This is a genomic window from Solirubrobacter ginsenosidimutans (assembly GCF_027587205.1).
On record NZ_JAPDOD010000036.1, the window covers coordinates 14,698 to 32,493 of the forward strand.

General features: G+C 71.1%; 19 protein-coding genes. 2 read left to right on the plus strand and 17 right to left on the minus strand.

Annotated features, from left to right (window positions below):
• Window positions 1-80: 80 nt before the first annotated feature.
• Genes purL through purB form a run of 6 tightly spaced genes read right to left on the minus strand, consistent with a single transcriptional unit; the run spans window position 81 to window position 6,404 of the window.
• Window positions 81-2,279: a phosphoribosylformylglycinamidine synthase subunit PurL gene (purL, locus tag OM076_RS30340; RefSeq protein WP_270043879.1), complete on the minus strand. Its 2,199-nt coding sequence runs from the start codon at window positions 2,277-2,279 to the stop codon at window positions 81-83.
• Window positions 2,279-2,941, minus strand: a complete 663-nt coding sequence (gene purQ, locus OM076_RS30345; protein ID WP_270043880.1) for a phosphoribosylformylglycinamidine synthase subunit PurQ — start codon at window positions 2,939-2,941, stop codon at window positions 2,279-2,281. Before purQ ends, purL begins: the two co-directional genes overlap by 1 nt.
• Window positions 2,938-3,159, minus strand: a complete 222-nt coding sequence (gene purS / locus OM076_RS30350; protein ID WP_270043881.1) for a phosphoribosylformylglycinamidine synthase subunit PurS — start codon at window positions 3,157-3,159, stop codon at window positions 2,938-2,940. Before purS ends, purQ begins: the two co-directional genes overlap by 4 nt.
• A complete protein-coding gene (locus tag OM076_RS30355; protein ID WP_270043882.1) occupies window positions 3,156-4,025 on the minus strand; it encodes a phosphoribosylaminoimidazolesuccinocarboxamide synthase in 870 nt (289 codons plus the stop codon). The genes purS and OM076_RS30355 overlap by 4 nt, the downstream gene beginning before the upstream one ends.
• 16 nt (window positions 4,026-4,041) lie before the next feature.
• Entirely contained in the window at window positions 4,042-5,133 is a 1,092-nt protein-coding gene (locus OM076_RS30360) for a M24 family metallopeptidase (protein WP_270043883.1), read from the minus strand.
• Complete coding sequence (gene purB / locus OM076_RS30365; RefSeq protein WP_270043884.1) at window positions 5,130-6,404, minus strand: adenylosuccinate lyase; 1,275 nt, start codon at window positions 6,402-6,404, stop codon at window positions 5,130-5,132. Before purB ends, OM076_RS30360 begins: the two co-directional genes overlap by 4 nt.
• Before the next feature lie 25 nt (window positions 6,405-6,429).
• Here purB and OM076_RS30370 point away from each other — a divergent pair, with 25 nt between their 5' ends.
• The gene (locus OM076_RS30370; protein ID WP_270043885.1) at window positions 6,430-6,720 is read left to right on the plus strand and encodes a DUF1330 domain-containing protein; all 291 of its coding nucleotides are present in this window, start codon (window positions 6,430-6,432) and stop codon (window positions 6,718-6,720) included.
• On the opposite strand, the gene purE is transcribed toward OM076_RS30370, so the two are convergent.
• The 3 genes from purE to OM076_RS30385 form a co-directional block, all read right to left on the minus strand.
• Window positions 6,717-7,097, minus strand: a complete 381-nt coding sequence (purE, locus tag OM076_RS30375) for a 5-(carboxyamino)imidazole ribonucleotide mutase (RefSeq protein WP_372518096.1) — start codon at window positions 7,095-7,097, stop codon at window positions 6,717-6,719. The two genes, OM076_RS30370 and purE, sit on opposite strands and share 4 nt — an antisense overlap.
• 77 nt (window positions 7,098-7,174) lie before the next feature.
• Window positions 7,175-8,389 carry a phosphoribosylamine--glycine ligase gene (gene purD, locus OM076_RS30380; protein ID WP_270043887.1) on the minus strand — a complete coding sequence of 405 codons (1,215 nt, stop codon included), beginning with the start codon at window positions 8,387-8,389 and terminating at the stop codon, window positions 7,175-7,177.
• Between the two features lie 8 nt (window positions 8,390-8,397).
• On the minus strand, window positions 8,398-8,679 hold the full coding sequence (locus tag OM076_RS30385; protein ID WP_028062947.1) for a GYD domain-containing protein: 282 nt from the start codon (window positions 8,677-8,679) through the stop codon (window positions 8,398-8,400).
• Between the two features lie 71 nt (window positions 8,680-8,750).
• Between OM076_RS30385 and OM076_RS30390 the strand changes: the two genes are divergently transcribed.
• Complete coding sequence (locus OM076_RS30390) at window positions 8,751-9,473, plus strand: hypothetical protein (protein WP_270043888.1); 723 nt, start codon at window positions 8,751-8,753, stop codon at window positions 9,471-9,473.
• Here OM076_RS30390 and clpB read toward each other — a convergent pair.
• From clpB to OM076_RS30430, 8 genes are all read right to left on the minus strand, one after another.
• A complete protein-coding gene (gene clpB / locus OM076_RS30395; RefSeq protein ID WP_270043889.1) occupies window positions 9,445-12,003 on the minus strand; it encodes an ATP-dependent chaperone ClpB in 2,559 nt (852 codons plus the stop codon). The two genes, OM076_RS30390 and clpB, sit on opposite strands and share 29 nt — an antisense overlap.
• Before the next feature lie 6 nt (window positions 12,004-12,009).
• On the minus strand, window positions 12,010-12,576 hold the full coding sequence (locus OM076_RS30400; protein ID WP_270043890.1) for a ferric reductase-like transmembrane domain-containing protein: 567 nt from the start codon (window positions 12,574-12,576) through the stop codon (window positions 12,010-12,012).
• Window positions 12,573-13,424, minus strand: coding sequence for an FAD:protein FMN transferase (locus OM076_RS30405; RefSeq protein WP_270043891.1), 852 nt, complete (start codon window positions 13,422-13,424; stop codon window positions 12,573-12,575). The genes OM076_RS30400 and OM076_RS30405 overlap by 4 nt, the downstream gene beginning before the upstream one ends.
• Window positions 13,421-13,876 carry a hypothetical protein gene (locus OM076_RS30410; protein ID WP_270043892.1) on the minus strand — a complete coding sequence of 152 codons (456 nt, stop codon included), beginning with the start codon at window positions 13,874-13,876 and terminating at the stop codon, window positions 13,421-13,423. Before OM076_RS30410 ends, OM076_RS30405 begins: the two co-directional genes overlap by 4 nt.
• A complete protein-coding gene (locus OM076_RS30415; RefSeq protein WP_270043893.1) occupies window positions 13,869-14,321 on the minus strand; it encodes a hypothetical protein in 453 nt (150 codons plus the stop codon). The genes OM076_RS30410 and OM076_RS30415 overlap by 8 nt, the downstream gene beginning before the upstream one ends.
• 702 nt (window positions 14,322-15,023) lie before the next feature.
• Entirely contained in the window at window positions 15,024-16,400 is a 1,377-nt protein-coding gene (locus OM076_RS30420) for a sensor histidine kinase (protein ID WP_270043894.1), read from the minus strand.
• A complete protein-coding gene (locus OM076_RS30425; protein WP_270043895.1) occupies window positions 16,388-17,095 on the minus strand; it encodes a response regulator transcription factor in 708 nt (235 codons plus the stop codon). Before OM076_RS30425 ends, OM076_RS30420 begins: the two co-directional genes overlap by 13 nt.
• A gap of 36 nt (window positions 17,096-17,131) precedes the next feature.
• Window positions 17,132-17,791 (minus strand): FHA domain-containing protein, encoded by a 660-nt coding sequence (locus tag OM076_RS30430; protein ID WP_270043896.1) that lies wholly within the window; start codon window positions 17,789-17,791, stop codon window positions 17,132-17,134.
• Window positions 17,792-17,796 lie beyond the last annotated feature (5 nt).

Sequence of the window (17,796 nt, forward strand, 5' to 3'; positions counted from 1 at the left end):
CCGAGAAGGGCGAGCTATTCCGAAGTGACGACCGTGTGGGTCCTCGATCGCAGACCGAAGACCCACACGTCGAGGAGCCGCTAGTGCAGGAGGTCGGCCAGGCCGTAGGTGAAGGCGCGGTCGAGCTCGTCGAGCGGCACGCTCAACACACCCTCGATCGTGACCGCGTCACCGCCGACGGTGCCGATCACCCGCGCGGCGCCACCGAACGCCGCCAGCGCGGACGCCGGACCGGAGACGACGAAGGCGCCCGGGCCCTCGCCGAACAGCTCGGCCTCCGAGGTGAGCCCCGAAACCACCGCGCCGAGCCCTGACGCGATGCAGGACTCCGCGAGCGCGACCGCGACGCCACCCTCGGCGACGTCGTGCGCCGAGTGCAGCGCGCCGGACCGGACGGCCTGGCGGATCGCGGCGTGCAGCGCCTTCACGGAGCCCAGGTCGACCGCGGGCAGCGGCCCCGCGACGACCTCGCCGCGCAGCTTGGACAGCTCGGACGCGGCCAAAGACGGCGCCCAGCCCGCGGTCACGAGCCCGATGACGTCGCCCTCGGCCAGGAACCCGAGCCGCCCCGCCCGGCGAGCGTCCGGCAGCTCACCCACGAGCCCGACCACCGGCGTCGGGTAGATCGGCCCCTCGCCGCCCTCGTTGTACAAGGACACGTTCCCGCCCACGACCGGAATCCCGAACCCGCGGCAGGCGTCGCCCAGCCCCGCGATCGCCCGCGTGAACTGCCACGCGATGTGCGGCTTCTCCGGGTTGCCGAAGTTCAGGCAGTTGGTCAACCCCAGCGGCTCCGCGCCGACGCAGGCGAGGTTGGCCGAACACTCCAGGACCGCCTCGACGGCGCCCCGGTAGGGATCGGCGGCCACGCGACGGCCGTTGCCGTCGATCGCCACCGCGATCGCGGGCCGCGCCCCGTCGGAGCCGTCCGGGTACAGGACGGTCAGCGGATCGGTGTCACCGGACGGGAGCATGAGCACCGCCGCGTCCGCCGACTCGGGCCGGCGCACGGTGCGCGAGCCGACGATCGAGTCGTACTGCTCGAACGCCCACTTGCGCGACGCGACGTTCGAGGACCCGAGCAGCGCGACCAGCACCTCGCCCGGATCGGACGACGTCAGCACCACGGGCGGCGCCGGGTACAGCGGCGTGGCCGGCTCGGCGGGCGAGAGTTCATAGGTCGGGCACTCGTCGACCAGAGCCGTGACCGGCATGTCGCCGACGAGCGAAGTGCCCTCGAAGACCCGCAACCGCCGCGTGTCCGTGACCACGCCGATCGCCGTGCCGTCGACCTCCCAGCGCGCGCAGACCGCCAGCACCTCGTCGACCCGCGCAGGCTCGACGACGCACAGCATCCGCTCCTGGGACTCCGAGACCATGATCTCGAACGGCTCCATGCCCTCTTCGCGCAGCGGGACCTTACGGACGTCGAGGTCGAGCCCGACCTCGCCCTTGGAGGCCATCTCAGCCGACGACGACGTCAGGCCCGCAGCGCCCAGATCCTGCAGAGCGACCAACAGACCGCGGTCCAAAAGCTCCAGCGAGCACTCGAGCAACTTCTTCTCGGTGAACGGGTCGCCGATCTGCACGGTCGGCCGCTTGTCCTCCGAGGAGTCCAGCTCGGCCGACGCCAGCACCGACGCGCCGCCGATGCCGTCGCGGCCCGTCTTCGCGCCGAACAGGACGACGATGTTCCCGACGCCGGCGGCAGCGCTCCGAATGAGCTTGTCGGTCTCGATCAGCCCCAAAGCCATCGCGTTGACCAGGCAGTTCTGCTCGTACGGACCCTCGAAGTAGATCTCGCCGCCGACGGTGGCGATCCCGATCGAGTTGCCGTAGTGGCCGATGCCCGCCACCGCCCGCTCCAGCAGGTACCGGGAGCGCGCCGAGGTCGAGACCTCGCCGAAGCGCAGCGAGTCCAAGATCGCGATCGGCCGCGCGCCGATCGCGAAGATGTCGCGCAGGATGCCGCCGACGCCCGTCGCGGCGCCCTCGAAGGGCTCGACCGCGCTGGGGTGGTTGTGCGACTCGACCTTGAACGCACACGCCAGGCCCGGAGCCACCGAGACCGCGCCCGCGTTCTCGCCCGGGCCCAGCACGAGCCGCGGACCCTCCGTCGGCAACGTCTTCAAAAGCGGCCGCGAATGCTTGTAGCCGCAGTGCTCGGACCACATCAGCGAGAAGACGGCGAGCTCGACCTCGTTGGGCTCGCGCTCGAGCTTGGAGACGATCAGGTCGTATTCGTAGTCGGTGAGGCCCAGCTCGCGATGCTTGGCCATCACGCCGGCACCCGCGCGGCCGACTCGAACAGCTTGAGCCCGTCTGCGGATCCCGTGAGCAGATCGACCGCATGCTCGGGATGCGGCATGAGCCCGACGACGTTGCCCGCCGGGTTGGAGACCGCCGCGATGTCCCGCGCGGAGCCGTTGAAGTTCTCCCCGGCGCGGTAGCGGAGGACGACCTGGCCGTTGGCCTCGAGCTCGTCGAGCACCGGATCGGGCGCGTAGTAGCGGCCCGTCGTGTGCTTCGCCGGGATCGAGAGCGTCTCGCCCACCGAGCACGCGCCCGTCCAGGACGTCGACGCGTTGACGACCTCGAGCCCCACCTGGCGGCAGACGAACTTCAGCGACGTGTTGGGCAACAGCGCGCCCGAAAGCAGCCCCGCCTCGCACAGCACCTGAAAGCCGTTGCAGATGCCCAATACCAGACCACCGGTAGCCGCGAACCGCTCGATCTCGCCCATGACCGGGGCGAAGCGCGCGATCGCGCCCACCCGCAGGTGGTCGCCGTAGGAGAACCCGCCGGGGATGATCACGGCGTCGACGCCGCGCAAGTCAGCGTCGCCATGCCACAAAAGCTCGGCCTCACCCACGCGACGGGCCGCCACCAGCGCGTCGACCTCATCGCAGGAGCCCGGGAACCGGACGATCCCGAACTTCACGACTGGATCTCGTAATCCTCGATCAGCGGGTTGGCGAGCAGCTGCTCGCACATCGCCGCGACCTGGGACGTGTCCTCGACGTCGAGCTCGACCAGCCGGCCGACGTGGACGTGGCTGACGCCCTCGAAGCCCAAGGCGGGCAACGCGCGCTCCACGGACTGACCCTGCGGGTCGAGAATCCCGGCCTTGGGCCGGATCAGCACGCGAACGCGGCTCACGGGGCGACCCGATCCAGCCACGCGCCGAACTCCTCGCCCGCCAGCCGCTCATAGGCGGTGACGTAGCGCTCGCGGGTCTGCTCGACCACGTCGGCGGGGATCGCCGGCGCGGGCGGGTTCTTGTCCCACCCGCTCCCGGTCGCCCAGTCGCGCACGTACTGCTTGTCGAACGACGGCTGACCGTGCCCGACCTCGTAGGTGTCCGCCGGCCAGAAGCGCGAGGAATCGGGCGTGCAGACCTCGTCACCCAACGTCAGGACACCCGCGTCGTCCACGCCGAACTCGAACTTCGTGTCGGCGAGGATCACGCCGCGCTCCAGGGCATGCGCGGCGACGGCCTTGTAGACCGCGATCGAGACGTCGCGCACCTGCGCGGCCAGCTCCTCGGAGCCGAGCAACTTGACCGTCTCGGCGAAGTCGATCGCCTCGTCGTGACCCTCTTCGGCCTTGGTCGACGGCGTGTAGAGCGGCTCCGGGAGCTGCTCGGACTCCTGCAGCCCCTCGGGGAGCGTGAGCCCGGACACCGCGCCGGTGGCGAGATAGTCCTTCCATCCCGAGCCGGTGATGTAGCCGCGCACGATGCACTCGACGGGCAGCATCTTCAGCCGCCGCACGCGCAGCGCGCGGCCGCGGTACTCGGCGGGAACGCCGTCGGTCGCCGAGACGAAGTGGTTCGGGACGATGTCGCGCGTCAACCCGAACCACAGCACGGACAGCCCGGTGAGTACTCGGCCCTTGTCCGGGATGGGCGTGGGGTGGACCACGTCGTAAGTGGAGATGCGGTCGGAGGCAACCATCAGGAGGTCGCCGCCCAGGTCGTAGAGCTCACGGACCTTGCCGGAGTGCAGGAGCGGAAGGGTTGACACGTCGCCTCAGGCTACTTCACAGGTCGTACGGGAAATCGGTGAGGACCTCGTAGCCGTCCTCGGTGATGAGCACGATGTCCTCCAGCCGGCACCCGCCGAAGCCGCGCCGATAGCACCCCGGCTCGACCGTGACGACGTCGCCGGGCACCAGATCATCGTCCAGCCGGCCCATGTGCGGGCGCTCGTGGACCTCGAGCCCGACGCCGTGGCCGAGCCCGTGGAAGTACCCGTCCTCCAGGATCGTGCCCGGCTCCTTGGTGAGCTGCGTCGGCTTGCCCGCCTCGATGTAGGGCTCCGACGAGCGCTCGAAGAGCTTGCGGCCGTTCGCGCCCGGGCCCAGATCGGCGTAGACCCGATCGAGGGAGTCGCGGGTGAGGCGCCAGTACTCGGCCAGCTCGTCCGGCGGCTCGCCCCCGCCCGCCACGAACGTGCGGGTCATATCTGACCAACAGCGAGAGACGCGGTCGCGCGGCCAGATGTCGACCACCACCGGCTCACCCGCCTCGATCGCGCCCGAGCCGGACTCGTGGCCGATCGCCGACTGCGCCCCGTGCGAGACGATCACGTCGTCGGGCAGCTCGCAGCCGTGCTCCTCGCACGTCGCCTGCATGGCGAACCGCACCTCCTCGGAGGTGAGCCCCGGTCGCAGCTCGTGGATCAGCGACCGCGCGACGCCCATCGCCGCGTCGGCGGCCTTCTGCGCGCGCCGGATGCCGTCGAGCTCGGTCTCGGACTTGACCCGCCGGCGGCGGACGAACTCGTCGTCGTCGACGGTCAGCTCGATCCCGTTCGCGCGCAGATGATCGGCGACGAAGAGCGGAAATTCGGGCGGGACCGAGGCGGAGCTGATCCGCAGCGCGAGCGTGGCCCGCAGCGCGATCTCGGCGTCGATCGCGAGCCGGTCGAGCCCCGCGGCGACCAGATCGTCCATGCCGAGCGTGTTCGGGTCGAGGATCTCGATCCCGAACCCGGTGACCTTGGCCGCGTCCAGGACGGAGACCGTCGCCGCGCGGCGACCATCGTTCTCGAGGTAGAGGAACGCGTCCGTGATGCCCGTGGGCACTTCGTGGAACATCGTCGCGGAGAGGTCTGACGCTCCATGGATCAAGACGGCGATGGGATCACCTCCAGCCGCGCCAGCACCTCGGGCACGAAGCGCGTGTAGTAGCTGTAGTCGAAGACCGCATCGAAGTCGATCTCGACGCCGTCCTGTTCGAGCAGGGAACGTAGCGGGGTCTGGGTGTCCCACGCCTGCTGCCCGAAGCGCTGGACGATCCGGTACGCGTCGTCGCGCTGCATCCCGCCGCTCACGAGCGCGAGCAGCACCCGCTGGGAGAACAGCGCGCCGCTCGTCAGCTCGAGGTTGGCCAGCATGCGGTCCTTGTGCACCGTCATGCCGCGCACGACGCGCAGCGTCAGGGCGAGCAGCTGGTCGAGCAGGATCGTCGAGTCCGGCAGCACGATCCGCTCGGCGGAGGAGTGCGTGATGTCGCGCTCGTGCCAGAGCGCGACGTTCTCGATCCCCACCTGGGCATTGCCGCGCAGCACCCGCGCCAGGCCGCAGATCCGCTCGCAGACGACCGGGTTGCGCTTGTGCGGCATCGCGCTCGAGCCCTTCTGGCCCTTCCGGAACGGCTCCTCGACCTCGCGCACCTCGGTGCGCTGCAGGTGCCGGATCTCCGTGGCGAAGCGCTCCAACCCCGCGCCGCACAGGGCAATCGACGAAAGCAGCTCCGAATGCCGGTCACGCGGCACGACCTGGGTGGAGATGTCCTCGTGCCGCAGCCCGAGGTTCGCCATCACCCGCTCTTCGTAGTCCGGCCCGAGCGTTGCGTAGGTGCCGACCGCGCCGGAGATCGCCCCCGTGATCTGCGCGAACGCGCGCTCCAGCCGCTCGGCGTTGCGGTGCGCCTCCATCGCGTAGCCCGCGAGCTTGAGACCGAACGACGTCGGTTCCGCATGCACGCCGTGGGTGCGGCCCACGCACAGCGTGTCGGCATGCTCGCGCGCCTTCTCGGCCAGCTCCCAGGCGAGCGTGCGGGCCGCCGGCACCAGCAGCGCGCCCGCGCGGCGCAGTTGCAGCGCCATCCCGGTGTCGACCACGTCCGAAGACGTCAAGCCGTAGTGGATCCACCGCCCGGCCGGGCCCGCGGACGCGGCCAGCACGTCGACGAACGCCGCCGTGTCGTGGTCGAGGATCTTCTCGCGCTCGTCGATCGCCTCGACCGTGAAGGTGGCCGCGCGGATGGCGTCCAGGTCCTCCGGCGTCGGGCCGTCGAGCGCCTCGGCAGCCGCGACCTCGACGTCGCGCATCGCGCCGAAGCGCGCCTCATCGGTCCAGACGGCCCCGATCTCGGGCCGGGTATAGCGGGCGATCATTGCCCTCAAGCCTAGAATCCCGGCCATGCCCAAGGCGTACTGGATCAGCAGCTATCGCGCGATCAACGACACCGACAAGATGGCGGCGTACGCGGCGCTCGCCAAGCCCGCGCTCGAGAGCGCCGGCGGCACGTTCATCGCCCGCGGCATGCCCGCGGCGGTGTACGAGCTGGGCGAGAACGAGCGCGTGACGCTGATCGAGTGGGACAGCGTCGAGCAGGCGATCGCCGCCCACGACGGCCCCGCCTACCAGGCCGCGCTGGCCGCGCTCGGCGACGGAGCCGAGCGCGACATCCGGATCGTCGAAGGGGTCTAGGCGTTCAAGATGCGCGCCGCCAGCACGGCGGCGTTGCGGGCGTTGTCCACGCCCACGCAGGCCACCGGGACGCCCGGTGGCATCTGCGAGATCGAGAGCAGCGCGTCGAGGCCGCCCGCGATCGAGGTCTTGGACGTCAGCGGCACGCCGATCACGGGGAGATCGGTGTGGGCGGCGACCACGCCCGGCAGCGCGGCGGAGAGTCCGGCGCCGGCGATGATCACCCGCAGGCCCCGCATCCGGGCGTTCTTGGCGTACTCGGCGACCATCTCGGGATCGCGGTGCGCCGACATCACCCGCACCTCGTGCAGGATGCCGCGCTCGGAGAGCTCGGCGGCGGCCTTCTCCATCGCGGGCATGTCGGACTTGGAGCCCATGACGATGCCGACGTGCGGAGAATCCACCTCCAGGCCCTCGAGGGCGGTCTCGACTTCGGTTTCGGTGGTGGGTTTGCTCATGCGGCGATATCTCTGCGGTAGGTCTTGCCAGGAAAGGTGATCTTGTCGGCCGCAGCATAGGCGGCGGCGCGGGCGGCCTCGCGATCGGCGCCCAGGGCGGTGACGTTCAGCACGCGCCCGCCGGCCGTGACGATCGCGCCGTCCTTGGCCGCCGTGCCCGCGTGGGTGACCTCGCCGCCCGCCTCCTCCAAGCCGCTGATCACGTCGCCCGACGACGAGGACGCCGGGTAGCCGCGGGAGGCGAGGACGACCGTGACCGCGGCGCGCTCGTCCCACTCCAGCGCAGCGCCGGCCAGCCCGCCGAACACGACCGACCGCTGGAACAGGTCGAGCAGGTCGGACTTCAACCGCGGGAGGACGACCTGCGTCTCCGGATCACCGAAGCGCACGTTGAACTCGATCACCTTCGGGCCCTCCGCGGTCAGCATCAGCCCCGCGTAGAGGACGCCGTGGAACGGCGTGCCGCGGCGGGCGAGCTCGTCGACGACGGGCTGGCAGATCTCCACGCGGACGCGTTCGATGAGCGCGGCGTCGGCGCCCTCGACCGGCGAGAACGCGCCCATCCCGCCCGTGTTCGGGCCGGTGTCACCCTCGCCGATGCGCTTGAAGTCGCGCGCCGGAGCCAAAGGCACGGCACGCACCCCGTCGCACAGCGCGAGCACGGAGAGCTCGACGCCCTCGAGGAACTCCTCCACCACGACGGGCGCGTCGCCGAAGCGATGACCGACGAGCATGTCCTCGAGCGTCGCCCGCGCCTCCTCCTCGGAGGCGGCGATCACGACGCCCTTGCCCGCGGCCAGGCCGTCGGCCTTCAGCGCGACCGGGTAGCGGTCGATCGACGCGAGCCCGGAGGCCACGTCGGCCACGACGGTGTAGGCCGCGGTCGGTACGCCCGCGGCCTCCATGACCTCCTTGGCGTACGCCTTGGAGCCCTCGAGCTGCGCCGCGTCGGCCACCGGGCCGAACGCGACGACGCCCGCCGCCTGGCAGCGGTCGACGAACCCCGCGACCAGCGGGACCTCGGGGCCGATCACGACGAGATCGATCCCGGCTGCCGCGATCCGCGCCGGATCGTCGGCGCCGTCGAACGGCGCCGCCTCGAGCGCGATCCCGGCGTTCCCGGGCGAGCAGAGCACCTCGGGCGCCTGCGGCGAGCGCAGCAGCGCGCGCACGATCGCGTGCTCGCGGCCTCCGCCGCCGATGACGAGCACCCGAGGCGTCAAAGCGCAGCGATGAAGTCGTCGATCGGGATCGCGATCAAGGTCTCGTAGTGCCCGGTGCCGCGCGAGCCGAGCTCGAGCGAGATGCGCGCCATCGTCTTGTCGTCAGGCGCCTCGATCACGTTGACGAAGTCAAAGGACCCGAGCGTCGCCCACTGCGCCTTGACCTCGGCGCCGAGCTGCTCGACCTCCTTGTTGACCTCGCGGATGCGTTGCGGGTTATTACGAACCGTTTGAATTCCCTCAGGCGTAAGCGTCGAGAGCATGATGTATGTCGGCACGGCGTCCTCCTCGCTGGATTCACCGTTCCTTCTACCGAACCATCGCGGCCGATGCGGTGTTCTACGTGACGATGCTCCTTCGTACCACCCTCCTCGCCATCGCGTTCGCGGTGCTCGGAACCGTGTCCGCGTCCGCGCAGACCCCGGTCCCGACGCCGGTTCAGCCCCCTTCCCTCGGCGGCCTCAGGCCGTGCTACGTCGCCGCGACGGAGGCGCAGCGCGAGTTCGTCGTCGTCCAAGGGCAGAACTTCACCCCGTTCGCGAAGATCGACATCTTCCTCGACGACATCCTGCAGACGCTCCCGGACCCGCAGCCGCAGGCCGCGTACGACGGCACGCTGAGCGGCTCGGTCCCGGCGCCGTTCATCGACGAAGGCCAGCGGACGTTCACGCTACGCGCAACGGAGCACGACACGCTGGCGAATTCGGCGATCGCGACCTCGAAGGTCACGCGCCTGTCGGTCGAGCAGTCGCCGGCTGCGGCCGCGACCAGCGACCGGGTGCGCTTCCGCGGCCGCGGTTTCACGGATCTGACGCTCCCGATCTACATGCACTACGTCTACGCCGGCAAGTCGAAGCAGACGATCAGCCTCGGTCTGCCGACGGGCGACTGCGGACTCTTCTCGGTCAAACGGAAGCAGTTCCCGTTCAAGAAGAGCCCGCAGGTGGGCGTGTGGACGATCCAGTTCGACCAGAAGCCGAACTACGACCCGAAGGCCTCGCCGCGCGTTCCGCTGACCGTCAAGGTGCGCAAGGCCCCGAAGATCAAGCCGAAACGGTCTCCGGCTCGCTGACGCGGGTCCGCTGGAAGCGCAGGTTGCCCTCCTCGGCGTCGACCTCGATCCGGTCGCCCGCCGCGAACTCGCCCTTGAGCAGCGACAGCGCGAGCGGATCGACCAGCGACTTTGAGATCACCCGCTTGAGCGGGCGGGCGCCGTAGGCCGGGTCATAGCCCATCTCGCCCAGGAGGTCGCGAGCGGCGTCGGAGAGGTGCACGTCCACGCCGCGCTCGGCCACCCGCACGATCAGGCGGGCCACCTGGAGGTCGACGATCTCGCGCAGCTGCTCGCGGGAGAGCGGGTCGAACTCGACGATGTCGTCGAGGCGGTTGACGAACTCCGGCTTGAAGTTCGCGTCCACCCCCGCCCGTCCGCCCGGGATGTTGGAGGTCATGATCAGCACCGTGTTCTTGAAGTCCACGGTCCGGCCCTGGCCGTCGGTCAGGCGACCGTCGTCCATGACCTGCAGGAGCACGTTGAAGACGTCGCTGTGGGCCTTCTCGATCTCGTCGAGCAGGACGACCGCGTAGGGCCGGCGGCGCACCGCCTCGGTCAGCTGGCCGCCCTCCTCGTAGCCGACGTAGCCGGGAGGCGCCCCGACCAGCCGCGCGACCGAGTGCTTCTCCATGTACTCGGACATGTCGATGCGGACCATCGCGTCCTGGGAGTCGAACATGAACTCCGCCAGGGCGCGGGCCAGCTCGGTCTTGCCGACGCCGGTGGGGCCGAGGAAGAGGAACGTGCCGATCGGGCGGTCAGGGTCGCTCAGGCCGGCTCGTGAGCGGCGCAGCGCGTCGCTGACCGCCTGAACGGCCTCCTCCTGCCCGATGACGCGCTTGTGCAGGCGCTCCTCCATGTGGATCAGCTTCTCGACCTCGCCCTCGACGAGGCGGGAGACCGGGATGCCCGTCCACTTGCCGACGACCTCGGCGATCTCCTCGACGTCGACGCGCTCGCTCAGGTAGACCGGCGGCTCGTAGGTCTCCTCCGGACGGTTCTCGGCGTCCTGCAGGCGATGTTCGAGGTCCGGGATCTCGCCGTGGCGCAGCTCGGCCGCACGCTGGTAGTTGAGCTCGCGCTCGGCGCGCTCGAGCTCACGCCGCGCCTCGTCCAGGCGCTCGCGCAGCTTGCCGTGGCCCTCGGCCTGCTCCTTCTCGCGCTCCCACTGGGCGCGCATGCCGGCCGCGGTCTCGCGCAGGTCTGAGAGCTCGCGCTCGATCTCGGCCTTGCGCTCCGCGGCGGTCTCGTCCTTGCCGACCGCGACCATCTCGATCTCGAGCTGCTTGATGCGGCGCTCGACCTCGTCGATCTCGGTGGGCACGCTGCTCAGCTCGATCGAGACCCGCGACGCGGCCTCGTCGACGAGGTCGATCGCCTTGTCGGGGAGGAAGCGGTCCGCGATGTAGCGGTCACTCAGCGTCGCGGCGGCGATCAGCGCGGCGTCGGTGATCGTGACGCCGTGATGTGCCTCGTAGCGCTCCTTCAGGCCGCGCAGGATCGCGATCGTGCCCTCGAGGCTCGGCTCGCCGACGTAGATCGGCTGGAAGCGGCGCTCCAGGGCGGCGTCCTTCTCGACGTGCTTCTTGTACTCGTCGAGCGTGGTCGCGCCGACGGCGCGCAGCTCGCCGCGGGCGAGCATCGGCTTGAGCAGGTTGGACGCGTCGACCGCGCCCTCGGCCGCGCCGGCGCCGACGATCGTGTGCAGCTCGTCCATGAACAGGATGACCTGGCCCTCGGCGTCCTGGATCTCCTTCAGGACGGCCTTCAGGCGCTCCTCGAACTCGCCGCGGTACTTGCTGCCCGCGAGCAGGGCCCCGATGTCGAGGCTGATGACCTTGCGGTCGCGCAGGCTCTCGGGAATGTCCCCGGACACGATGCGCTGGGCGAGGCCTTCGACGATGGCCGTCTTGCCGACGCCGGGCTCGCCGATCAGCACGGGGTTGTTCTTGGTGCGTCGTGACAGCACCTGGATGACGCGGCGGATCTCGTCGTCGCGGCCGATGACCGGGTCGAGCTTGCCGTCCTCCGCGTCCTGGGTGAGGTCGCGGCCGAACTTCTGCAGGGACTGGTACTTGTCCTCGGGGCTCTGGTCGGTGACCCGGTGCGGGCCGCGGACGGCCTCGATCGCCTCGAGCGTGTTCTTGTGGTTCGCGCCGCTGCGGTTGAGGACCTTCGCGACCTCGCCCGCCTGCGCGCCGGTCAGCGCGAGCAGGATGTGCTCGGTCGAGATGTACTCGTCGTTGAGCTTGCCCGCCTCGCGCTCGGCGAGACGCAGGATGTCCATCAGCTCGCGGCTGGTGGCCGGCTCCTTGGCTCCCGCGGTGATCGTCGGGAAATTCTTCAGGAGATCCATGACCTCGGCGCGAATCGCACCGGGGCGGGCGCCGAGCTTGCGCAGGACGGGCCCGACGACGCTCTCAGGCTGGTCGATCAGCGCGACGAGCAGGTGCTCGGGCTGAGTTTCGGTGTGCTGGAGGTCGGCCGCGACGGCGATGGCGGCCTGCAACGCCTCCTGGGACTTGATCGTGAAGCGGTCGGCTTGCATGTGTTCCTAAATCTTAGTCGGAGTGACTGAGATTCTACCCGCCTTGCGCGTTGCGATCAACCGCCGCGCGAGAAGTGTCGCCGCGGGGACGGCCGTTGCCAGCATGAACGCGCGCAGCCACGACGAGCCCGCGTCGGTGCCCGCGCCGAGCGTGTGGATGAGGGCCAGGACGTAGACGACGGGCGTGGCGCGATGGAGCTTGCGCCAGCGCTTGGCCCCGATCCGCTTGCGGGCGTAGAAACTCAGGCCCAGGAGCGCCGCGATGTAGCCGGCTGCGATCCCGGTCGCCACGTAGAGCGGGCGGTAGTCGATGGCGAGCGGGATGAGGAGGTCTGTGACGCGCGGGTGCAGGAACGCGTCGCCGAGCAGGCTCACGCCGTGCAGGCCGATGGCGGCGAGGCCGGCGTTGGCGGTGTGCTCGTGGAACGTGGTGATCGACTTGCGGGCCTGCGGCTGCTTGGCGAGGCCGTTCGCGAGAGCGAGGCCCATCAGGGTCGAGGCGGCGATCAGCAGTAGCGCGACGATCCCCGCCGAGCGGCTGAGGAGCCACCAGGTGTGCTCTTGCGGGTTCATACGAAATGGACGTCGCCGTCGTCGGTGAACAGCAGTCCGCCGTGCTTGGCGAGCCAGTTCTGGGCGTGGCGCGGCCCGCTCAGGAGCGCGGCCTTGGCGAGCGTCTCGGCCTCGAGCGCGGTGGGTGCGAGCGCGGTGACGCTGATGAGGCCGGTCCAGGCGGGTGTGCCGGTGGACGGGTCGAGCAGGTGATGGCGGGGCGTGCCGTCTTCGGCGGTCCACAGGCGGGTGTCGATACCGGAGGTGGCGACGGCGCCGTCCTGGATTTCGAGTGTGTGGATCGGCTGGTGCGTGAGCGGGTGGCGAACCTCGACGGCGTGGGCGCCGCCGACCCGCAGGTCGCCGCCGCAGTCGACCGCCCAGCGGCCGGTGAGACGCTTCGCGAGGAGATCCGCCGCGAGGCCCTTCCCGGTCCCGCCGGTGTCGAATCTCAGCCCCGGCGGGCGGCGGACGGTGCCGTCGGAGAGCGTGATCTCGCGCCAGCGTTCGTCGGGGTCGGGCCTGGCGGGGCTGCGCGGTGGGGCTTTTGCAAGTGCCTGGGCGAGCGGGAGCTCGGGCGTGCGGCGGGTGCGGTCGTAGCCGTTGGCCTCGAGCTGGGAGACGAGCGTGGGGTCGACGAGGCCGTTCGTCAGCTCCGCCGCGAATAGGCCGGCGGAGACGGCCGCGCGCAGCAGGGGCGAGGCGGGAACCTCCTCGCGCGGGTCCGCGTTGAGCCGGCACAGCTCGCTGCCCGGCCGGAAGCGGCTGAGGGTCGCGTCGAAGTGTTCGAGGAAGGCGCGGCAGTCGTCGGCCGCGTCGGTGACGAGGCGGACGGTCGTGCCCATGCAGTCGAAGCTGACGTCGGTCATGAGGAGCGAGTGGTGAGGGGCGCCGGAGCGGGTGCGGGTGCGGCGGGAGGTGCGGGGGTGCCCGGGGAAACGCTCGGTGGGCGTGAGTTAGACGGGGCACCCCCCTGCGCGGACTCGACGATCCGGGTCACGATCACCCGCCGGACGAGGATGTGGCGAGGCGCGGGCGCGGCGGCGAGGAGCTGTGGCTTCGGCGCGCCGAGGGCGGGGTCGGCGCCGCGGCGCATCTGTGCGGCGAGCAGCGCGGTGATCGCGAAGAACAGCCCGAACGAGCCGGCGATCACCGTCAGCGGGCCCGGCTTGCGGATCCGCTCGCGCCGCGGAGCGGGCGCCTTCGGCGGCACGCGCGGCAGCTCGGCGGTCGGCGCCTCACCGGCGCCTGACGGGACGCGCGGGAGCTTCGCGGTCGGTGCGTCCGGGTCCGATCGCGGCCCGTCGCCGGCGTCAGTCATCGTCGCCGCCGCGGCCCCGGCCGCGCCCGCGACCCGACCCGCCGCCGTGGTGGCCGGAATCGTCGCTGCCGCTGTGGTGACCCGAGTCGTCGCCACCGCTGCCCGGGCCCGAAGTGCCGCCGCCGCGGTGATGACCCGAGTCGTCGACGCCGCCGCTGTGATGGCCGGAATCGTCGACCGACGACGAGCGCCGAGCCACTGGCGAGGCGGTCGCCACGGGCGTGCTCACGGCCCGCGCGGGCGCCGGTGTGGGCGTGGCCTTCGCGCGGCGGACGACATGGATCGTGCGGCGGACCGTTTCGGTCCGGACCTCAGGCGTTGGCGTCGCGACGGCGACGGCCGTCGGCTTCGGCGGCGAGCTCGGCAGAGCGATCGCGGCGGCGGCGACGCCACCGAGGGCTGAGAGGACGGCGAGGGAGCCGACGAGGGGAGTGCGCAGGTTCATGCCACACACCATCGGATCCGGGCCCCCAAGTGGGTGGTAGGAGACGGGAAAGGTTTGGCAAAGCCTCGCTGTAGACGAACGTCAACTGCGCTGGTGGGGGTGATGAACATTTGCGTCCTCACAGGACTCATTTGTTCGTCACCCCCTCGCGCATGACTTCGTTGCTTGCCGTAACCGATCACCGGAAGGCCCGGCGCGGACGGGCGTGTCAGCACCACGCCCGTAACTGTCGGTATCCCAGCACGGCACTTCGACCCCAACAGAGCCGCGCACCGAGCGGACCCACGCCAGCCAGGGACGGGTGGCACTGCCACTTCCCCCTCCCCCACCCGGAGCCGTTGACTTTCAGGCCCTAGTCGTCGCCCCCGCGTCCCCTGCCGCGGCCCCGTCCACGGCCCGAATGGTCGTCGCTCCCAGAGCCCGAGTTGTCGTCGACAGTCGGGGCAGCGGTCGGCACCGCGGTACGAGTCGGTGTGGGTCGCGGCGTGCGTGTCGGGGTCCGTGTCGGGCGCGCGGTCCGGGTCGGGGAAGCCGTGGCGGTGGGCGTCTCGACCGGCGCGAGCGAACTCCCCGCGGTCAGCGGCTCGGACGAAAGCCCGATGCTCTGCCGCGAGAGCGAGCTCGCGGCGGTGGTGAGCGCCGCCGCGACGAGCAGCCCGGCCACAGCGGCGAGGCCGATCGCGAGGTTGCGGCGCCAACCCGTCATGCCGCACCCGCCGCGACGGGTTCGTTCGGCGTCGTGCCGTCGGCCAGCGGCAGCACGATCGTCGCCCTCGTCCCACGCGAAGCGCGGTTGGCGAGAGTCACGTTGCCGTTCCAGCGCGACGCGAGCTCGCGCGCGATCGGCAGGCCGAGCCCGGTCCCGCGACGGCGCGACGCGCGGCCGACGGTGCCGCGGTGGAAGCGGGCGAAGATCGTCTCCTCCTCGCCCGGGGCGAGGCCCGGGCCCTCGTCGACGACGTCGAGCCGCCCCGGCGCACCCACCAGCGTGATGCGCTGGCCCGGCGGCCCGTAGTCGATCGCGTTCTCGATCAGGACGTCGAGGATGCGGTCGAGGTCGGCGACGGTGCAGCGCACGACGCTCGACGACCCGGTGACGACCACGTCGGCCGACGACCACCGCTCGACGGCCCGGCGGGCACCCGCCAGCAAGTCGGTCGCGGCGTCCGGCGGGCGGGCGGTACCCGCCTCGCTCAGGATCAGCAGCTCGGTGACCACGCCCGACAACCGGTCCACCTCGGCCAAGCCACCCTCGATCTGCTCCAAAGACGGCCCGGAGGACGTGGCCGCAGCCTCCTCCAACCGCAGGCGCAACCCGGTCAGCGGCGTCCGCAGCTGGTGCGAGGCGTCGGCGACGAAGTCGCGCTGCGCGTCGACCATCCGCTGCACCCGCCCGGTCATCTCGTTGAAGGCGAGGCCGACCTCACGCTGCTCGCGCGACCCCTCCACCGGCACGCGCACGGAGAGATCCCCCTCACCCGCCCGCCGCGCCGCGGCCGACAGCCGCACCAGCGGTCGCACCACCGAGGCCGCCAACAGCGCACCCGCGGCCAGGCCCAAGAGCAGCACGATCAGGCCCACGAGCACCAACCCGAGCGTCGCGGAGCGCAAGGCGCGGCTGACCGCGTCCACGCTCTGGGTGATCCGCACCGCCCCGTCGGTCCGCCCGCCGCGCACCACCGGCACGGCCGTCGCGAGGATCCGCTGCCCCAGCGTCGAGCTGTCGCGCTGCTCGCGCGTGACCTGCCCGCGCAGCGCGCTGGCGATCTCCGCCCGCGACGAGAAGTTCGCCCCGATCGAGCCGGGCGACGAGTCGGCGACGACCATGCCGCGCCGGTCGACGATCACCACCCGCCCGCGCACCGAGCGCGCCGCCTCGCGCACCAGGTCGTCCCCCGACGCGCCCCCCGCATAGGTCGCCGCGACGATCTCCGCCTGCGAGAGCGCCTGCGTCTCGACCTCCGCGTTGACGCGGTCGCGGACGGAGCGCACCAGCGGCACGAGCATCGAGCCGATCGCCAGCACGAGCACGTAGGCCAGCGCCAGCACCAGCCGCGCGCGGAGGGTCAGGACGCCCATTCCGCCGGCCCGGTGAAGCGGAAGCCGACGCCGCGCACGGTGTGCACCCACCGGGGAGCCGCGGCGTCGTCGCCCAGCTTCCCGCGCAGCCACCCGACGTGGACGTCCAGCGTCTTGGTCGAGCCGAACCAGTTCTCGTCCCACACCCGCGAGATCAGGTCCTCGCGGGTGACGACCTCGCCGGCGTGCGACATCAGCTCCACCAGCAGGTCGAACTCCTTGCGGCTGAGCCCGAGCTCGGCGTCGTCGAGCCACACCCGCCGCGAGCCCAGCTCGACCCGTAGCGGTCCGACCACCAGATCCGACGGCGGCGCGGCAGCCGCCGTGGGCTTGACCCGCCGCAGCACCGCCCGCATCCGCGCGATCACCTCGGCGCCGCTGAACGGCTTGACCACGTAGTCGTCGGCGCCCAATTCGAGGCCGACCACCCGCTCGAGCTCGGTCCCGCGGGCGGTGAGGATGATGATCGGCACCTCGGAGCCCGAGCCGCGCAACTCCCGCGCGAAATCCCGCCCGTCGCCGTCGGGCAGCATCAGGTCCAGCAGCACGAGATCGAACTCCGAACCCGCCCACGCCGACCGCGCCTCCGCCAAAGACCCGCACACGACCGGATCGAACCCTTCGCGCGCCAGAGCACTCGCGAACGGCGACGAGATGGACTCCTCGTCCTCGACGAACAACACGCGCGGCTTCACCCACGCAAGGCTAGGGCGCTTAAGGCAAAGGGTTTGCTAACGGCGGCCGTCGGGCGGCGAGACCATGCCCGCGTCCACGGCCAGGCGCACGAGCTCGAAGCGCTTCTTATAGGGCGCCGACGCCTGCAGGCTGAATGCGTCGAACAGCGCCCGCATGTGCGTCTTGACCGTGTCGATCGACACAGTCAGCTCATCCGCGATCTCCTCGTTGGACGCGGGGCCGCCGGCCGGACGACACAACGCGACGAGCACCCGCAGCTGGGCCGGCGTCAGGGTCGGCACGACCGCCTGCGCGGCGACCTCGGTCAGCTTGGAGTCGGTCGTCGCCGAGGGGTCGTGAAAGCGCAGCCGGGTCGCGCCCACGCGGATCACGTCGAGGTGCCGGAGCGTGCGCCGGCCCTGCACCCGCTCCTCGTTGACGAACGTCCCATTGGTCGAGCGCCCGTCGTCGAGCACCGTCCACACACCGTCGACCGCTTCGATCGACGCATGCGACCGGGAGACCTGCGCGTCCCAGATCAACGCGATCCCGCACGCGGGCGAGCGTCCCACGGTCAAACCCTCGGTCAAAGTGACCAAGCGCTGCACGCCATCGCCGTCGCGAAGTTCGACGAAGGGGGCGTCCGAACGCTCGGCCGCGAGGCGGTCCTGCAACTCGCTCGGGGTGGACGCGTGACGATCCGGCCAGTCGTGCACGAACG

What these genes read in the sequence shown, in the direction of transcription:
- purL (WP_270043879.1), bottom strand. Translation starts at nt 2,279, where the DNA reads ATGGCCAAGCATCGCGAGCTGGGCCTCACCGACTACGAATACGACCTG.
- purB (WP_270043884.1), bottom strand. Translation starts at nt 6,404, where the DNA reads ATGATCGCCCGCTATACCCGGCCCGAGATCGGGGCCGTCTGGACCGAT.
- OM076_RS30370 (WP_270043885.1), top strand. Translation starts at nt 6,430, where the DNA reads ATGCCCAAGGCGTACTGGATCAGCAGCTATCGCGCGATCAACGACACC.
- purE (WP_372518096.1), bottom strand. Translation starts at nt 7,097, where the DNA reads ATGGGCTCCAAGTCCGACATGCCCGCGATGGAGAAGGCCGCCGCCGAG.
- OM076_RS30390 (WP_270043888.1), top strand. Translation starts at nt 8,751, where the DNA reads ATGCTCCTTCGTACCACCCTCCTCGCCATCGCGTTCGCGGTGCTCGGA.
- clpB (WP_270043889.1), bottom strand. Translation starts at nt 12,003, where the DNA reads ATGCAAGCCGACCGCTTCACGATCAAGTCCCAGGAGGCGTTGCAGGCC.
- OM076_RS30400 (WP_270043890.1), bottom strand. Translation starts at nt 12,576, where the DNA reads ATGAACCCGCAAGAGCACACCTGGTGGCTCCTCAGCCGCTCGGCGGGG.
- OM076_RS30405 (WP_270043891.1), bottom strand. Translation starts at nt 13,424, where the DNA reads ATGACCGACGTCAGCTTCGACTGCATGGGCACGACCGTCCGCCTCGTC.
- OM076_RS30410 (WP_270043892.1), bottom strand. Translation starts at nt 13,876, where the DNA reads ATGACTGACGCCGGCGACGGGCCGCGATCGGACCCGGACGCACCGACC.
- OM076_RS30415 (WP_270043893.1), bottom strand. Translation starts at nt 14,321, where the DNA reads ATGAACCTGCGCACTCCCCTCGTCGGCTCCCTCGCCGTCCTCTCAGCC.
- OM076_RS30420 (WP_270043894.1), bottom strand. Translation starts at nt 16,400, where the DNA reads ATGGGCGTCCTGACCCTCCGCGCGCGGCTGGTGCTGGCGCTGGCCTAC.